This window comes from Candidatus Zixiibacteriota bacterium, from assembly GCA_034439475.1.
In the GTDB taxonomy this organism is placed as follows: domain Bacteria; phylum Zixibacteria; class MSB-5A5; order GN15; family FEB-12; genus JAWXAN01.
In genome coordinates this window covers 1-5386 of the sequence record JAWXAN010000041.1, presented here as the reverse complement: position 1 = coordinate 5386, position 5386 = coordinate 1, and the positions used below count along the sequence as shown (strand labels likewise).

Below are 5386 nucleotides of genomic sequence, written 5' to 3'. Positions count from 1 at the left end.
TTCATAACCGAGAAAACGACTTCGCATGGTACTGTAAACTCCGCCCAAAATGAATAACTTACCAACACTTTTTGGCTATTATGCCCGTTGCGAGGAGCGGCTTCCAAGACGCGACCCTCCACGGCGCCCCCCCCATGTAATGTCACCCCAGCGAAAGCTAGGGGGTCTATCTTCTCTCCCCCCCAGAAATTCCCCACTTTACAACCGCCATATTTGTTGTAAATTAGCCCGTCCGGTCGACCCCATGTCCGCCGGTTCTTACGACTTGTAACGGAGAGGTGGCAGAGTGGTCGAATGCGGCGGTCTCGAAAACCGTTATATCGAAAGGTATCTAGGGTTCGAATCCCTACCTCTCCGCCATTAATTCCGGTGCTCTCGTAACTTACCTATTGACAATACATTAGTCTTCGCTATATTAACTTCAAGTAGCGCTTGTGTCCATTTTGTGACCATAACTTGGAGGTTCTTTTGGGTTCAATTTACAAACGAGGGAAAAATTGGTACATGGACATTCGTGTAAGCGGACGTCGTGTCCGAACACGAGTTGGAACCTCGAAAGAAATCGCGACACTCGCACTCAAAGATGCCGAAGTCCAGATCGCCCGGAACGAATTCGGATTTCTAAAAACCGATATCAGCATCGATCTTTTCATTCAAGAGTTTTTAAACTACTGCAAAGCCAATCATCAGCCTCGCACTACATCCCGTTACAAAGCCGTCCTGAATCACTTCAAGGCATTCATATCCGGGCATCGAAATGTGGTCATGCTCTCGCACGTCACATCTGAACTTATCGACAAGTTCAAAATCTACAGAAAAGACTGTTGGGTCAATCCGAATGGACAATCGGTCTCCTCCGATGCAGATCGAACGACTCACACTCGAAAGGGCGCGCGATCACACACCATCAACTTTGAGTTGGGAGCGATCAAGACGGCACTCAACTTGGCTATCAAGTGGGGCTATCTTCGTGACAACCCGGTTCGACGGGTGACCAAGCTTAAAGTCAATGATTCGAGACCACCACGGTTTCTTTCCATGGAAGAGTGCCAAAGATTTCTTGCCGCCACCCCGACCGAATTCTATCCGGTCTACTTTACATTCCTAAGCACGGGTATGCGTAAGTCTGAGCTTGAGTTTCTGGAATGGATCGACATCGACTTTCCTCGACGGAAGATCAAGATACGTGCCAAGTCTGATTGGCAGCCGAAAACATCGGATAGAGAGATTCCCATCAATGACCCCCTTCTTGCAGTATTGAAGGAGCGCAAAAGAGACAACGAAAAGACCACCAAGAGTCGATATGTCTTCTGTAGCGGAGACGGCTCTCGCTTGAAAGTCAAACTGCGTGAGAAGCTCATTAAGATAGCCATCCAAGCTCAAATTCCAGATCTCACGCGGGTGCATACCTTGAGGCATACCTTCGCAAGCCAGCTTGTCATGAATGGTGTTGATCTTCCGACCGTTAAAAAGCTCATGGGACATGCTGATATAGAGACGACCATGATCTATGCCCATCTGGGTCAGGACCATCTTACAGACGCGGTAAACAAACTGTCATTCAAATAATAGTAAGTGACTTCGACTTGAGACTAATTTTTGATTCTGCTAATGTATAGTTTAGTACTCGCATGCATGCAATAATGAACTTGCAGAGCCGACTTTACTTTCTATGGCCACTCCTAAATATACCAAGGTCGGTCACCGGAAGTTTGCGAGTTGGTCTGCCAGAACTGCTCTTCTTGTCCAACCAGTCTTTCACATCTGATTGTCTGAACCGAATGAGCTTCCCAATCTTGACAAATGGAATGAACTTTCTGTGTGTCCACTGATAGATCGTCGATGTCCGCACACCGAGCATAGCAGCCATTTCATCAGGATTCAGGAGCTTTTCCATTGATTAATCTTCGGTTTTATCATTTAGATCGGGCCGCAGAAGCCCCCTGGCCACCATCTTGGCAATCAGCATCTCGGCAATCAAATCCGCATCAGAGGGCTTTTGCGGATTGATGTCGTTGTTAGCCCACAGCTTCCCAATGATTTCCCCTTGAGAGTACGTGTCAATCGTGCCATAGCTTCGAGCTGTTGTATCCAAACTTTCATGGCCAAGGTTCTGACTCCATGCCTTCATTTGCTCGAAACTCTTGCACATCCGCTGACCCAGTTGAACAATCGTGAATCTGAATGTATGTGGACTGTAGTACGGGAGCTCTGCGCCAACAAATGCATCCTTGAATATCTTTCTGATTGGACCTGCAGACTTCCAGGCTGCTCTCTCCAATCCATCGGGTGTGAAGAGACCGTCATTGCCAAGCACCATTCGCGTCCGAGGAAAGACTGGATCGTCATTCCCAAAGAGAAGCTTGCCTCGAAGATGGTTCAACCAATCCAGGACTATCTTACGTATACCTTCTCCGACTGGGTAGAAATAAGTGTGAATGGTCTTACTGTTCTTTGTGTTGACTTCCGATCCGAGTTGTTCGACCAGACACTCCTCAAGACGAATATGTTTGAGTCGAAGAGACGGAAGTGCGCCATCCCGCACTCCAGTCAAAGCAGTGAATGCTATGAGTGCCCTATTTCGGAGTTCTATGTCTGTTTTGGATGGCATCCGAGACAGGACAGCATTGATTTGTTGGAAGGTCGGAATGGGCCGGTGGCGCTTGGCAGACGCGCGCCGCTTATCCTTGTGCGAGAGATTGAAATACGCTACATCGGTCTTAATCAACCGCCGATACCCTCTCTGGCACACCAGCCACACAAAAAAGTCCTTAACCTCTCCCAACACGGTGTTGACCGTGCTCAATCCCAATGGCTTATTGGTTACTTTTGAATTTGCGGTTGCTAAGTGCTTTTTGAAACAAATGGCCTGATCTTTATTGAAGCTTGAAAAGTCTTTAAACTTTGTGAATTTTTCAAAGCGCACTAGCGAAGCTTTGCTGTTGGAAACAGAATCCGCACACAACCGGTTGACTTGCGACCGACATTCATAGTATTCCTTCTTAATGCGTTCGTTCTTTGAGTTAAATCTACTCATGATTTCCACCTACCCTTGAGTGTGTATTAACGACAGGAACCGAAGACTGTGGTAAGTCCTGTTGGCTGGTCGTTTCAGGTTTGAAGAGATTGAGGAAAAATCCAAGGTTTCTTGATGCAACAAACTTATAAGTCTGTGCTGTGCAAACTTCGCAATGCGCCCGAAGAGTAGCCATGTGGGCATTTACTTTTGCTATTGTAACTATCTGCCCAGCTGGCCTTTGAGGAACCCTACACTTGCAACAGTAAAACTCATTTGGGGTACACGGCCGTTTCCGACTCTTTTGCTCTTTATTCAGAAAGCTGAAGAGGTCTTCACCATACACCTGAAAAGGGAAAGAATCGTCGATCCTCTGCAACCCGATTTTAATCCATCGGAGAACAGTTCCTGTTGTCACTCCGCACATTTCGGCAATTTCGCCTGTCGTGTATGAATCAGACTTCCTGATTCTCTGCAAATTGACCTTTCTCAATAGTACCTCCCTAAATTTTGGAACCCCGAGCAGTGGTCCGGTCGAAGATTGCTCAGGGTTCGTTCATTATCCCTTTTGGGGGATAAATCAATTCAATTCAGGTGACCGGCCACTATGGCGTTGGTCCAAAGAAACGGCATTGCTATTTTTGCCGCAGGTGACCTAAGGGGGGACTTTAGCGACAAATGGGGGGATTTTAGCGGCAAAAGATATGGATTAACGCTGAGTCTGAGGTGTTGGAACCAGACATGGCGATTTGACAAATGGCTAACGCGGGGAAATAGGTGGTTGGTCCATGTTGAGTCGGATGGAGCCTCTTCTCTCTCCTCGTATGACCAAGGCGTCCCAAGCTTCTTTGGCCCTGAAAAGTCTCTTGAGCCTGTCTTCGGAGCCTATAGAATAGAATTTGTTCCTAACTGTTGAAACGGACACCGAGGGGGTGCCGCTTAGCCAAAGCTCATGCAAAAATGCGATAACCTGAGCTTGCTTGTATGTGAGAGTGAAGAGTTGACCTTTAATCCTGACAGATTTGTAATCCGGTGAGTATAAAAATATCTCCTGCTCCTGTTTAACTCCCTTCGGAGAAGCTCCGGGAGAGCCAAGTCCCACCTTTCCCCTCGCCTTCTCAACCGCCTGTGGCAATTCCTTTACTGCTTGATTCGCCGTGGAATACGGCTCAAGCACATAGTCGGTTTCAGTCATCAGGAGTGTTTGGCGGTATTCTTTCTGAAGGAATTTGAGCATTTCGGCTTGAATTTGCTTAGGAGAGACATTGATCTTTCTATTTTCCAACACACTTAGTAGCCCAAGCTCGTCCAAAACATTTTGGGTGGTAATCCTAGCCAGGGTTCCCTCCGAAATGATTGCTTCGCACTCACCAAACAACAAATGACCCGGATGCTCCCCTTTGCGTTCGAGGCATTCTCTTTCATAATCGTTATTCCACCAAGGCATTTTGACCAATTCTGTTAACTGGAGTGTGACATCAAATGCTGTCTTGAATATTTTGAGGTCATACGCATCCGCTGGGATGGTGTCAAACCCACCTATTTGCAATTTTAGTTGCACGCTTGACGGTTTGAAAGGTAGCGAAACCGCCCTGTCTCTGGCTCTGTCACAGAGTTCGAACATAACCGACACATACTCGTCAAGCGTTAGTTTTCGAGTCCGATCGTCCAAACCGAATTTCAGGCGCCTCAAAACGCAGGCATAGCCGAATGCCAGCACTTCAAGCGCGATCCAGTCAATTTTGGCTTTTGTTTGCTGGGAAGCATCCACACAGTATGAGGTAATTAGTGGCAAATCCTCGGCTCTATCGGTTATAGGAGGAATCGATATGAAGCAAGGGTCCAATTTGGTTATCGGATGCTCACCTTGAATCACAATTTCGACCTTGATGCCTTCTATTTCAGGCAGAGATTGAATCCGTTTCTCTGTAAATTTGTCATGGCAAATGATTACTATTGGATAGGGTGGCGGGGATATAAGCCAGTCACTCAGAGTCGAAACGATCCTGATCATCTTCCCACTACCGTAAGTGACAAGAATATGTGCCACCAACCTCCGAACCTCCAGCAGGGGCTTATCAGCTTGTGCCTTCTCGACTACGGTCACGGGTTGCTTTTTTGCCAGCTTTGCCATTCAATTCAATCCTTCTATTGACGACCGAACCACACAGTGAACACATAGAAATTAGCGGTACTGTCACGGAAGTCAAAGCACAATTGTTTAGCACGCTGGGTACTGGGACTTGCGGAAAACCGTCGATGACCGACAGGAATGGTGGAACCATTAAGTACATTCGCGACATATTGCTACATTAGTGATACATATTGATACCTATTGCGACATATCACATATATCGTTGGGACTTGCGG

General features: G+C 47.0%; 4 protein-coding genes and 1 tRNA gene. 2 read left to right on the top strand and 3 right to left on the bottom strand.

Annotated elements, in window-relative coordinates:
• Positions 1-272: 272 nt before the first annotated feature.
• Positions 273-360 (top strand) — tRNA-Ser (locus SGI97_05700).
• A 144-nt stretch (positions 361-504) separates the two neighbouring features.
• On the top strand, positions 505-1569 hold the full coding sequence (locus SGI97_05695) for a tyrosine-type recombinase/integrase (protein ID MDZ4723379.1): 1065 nt from the start codon (positions 505-507) through the stop codon (positions 1567-1569).
• Between the two features lie 94 nt (positions 1570-1663).
• On the opposite strand, the gene SGI97_05690 is transcribed toward SGI97_05695, so the two are convergent.
• From SGI97_05690 to SGI97_05680, 3 genes are all read right to left on the bottom strand, one after another.
• On the bottom strand, positions 1664-1897 hold the full coding sequence (locus SGI97_05690) for a helix-turn-helix domain-containing protein (protein ID MDZ4723378.1): 234 nt from the start codon (positions 1895-1897) through the stop codon (positions 1664-1666).
• Between the two features lie 3 nt (positions 1898-1900).
• Complete coding sequence (locus SGI97_05685) at positions 1901-3037, bottom strand: site-specific integrase (protein ID MDZ4723377.1); 1137 nt, start codon at positions 3035-3037, stop codon at positions 1901-1903.
• A gap of 739 nt (positions 3038-3776) precedes the next feature.
• Complete coding sequence (locus SGI97_05680; GenBank protein MDZ4723376.1) at positions 3777-5150, bottom strand: hypothetical protein; 1374 nt, start codon at positions 5148-5150, stop codon at positions 3777-3779.
• Positions 5151-5386 lie beyond the last annotated feature (236 nt).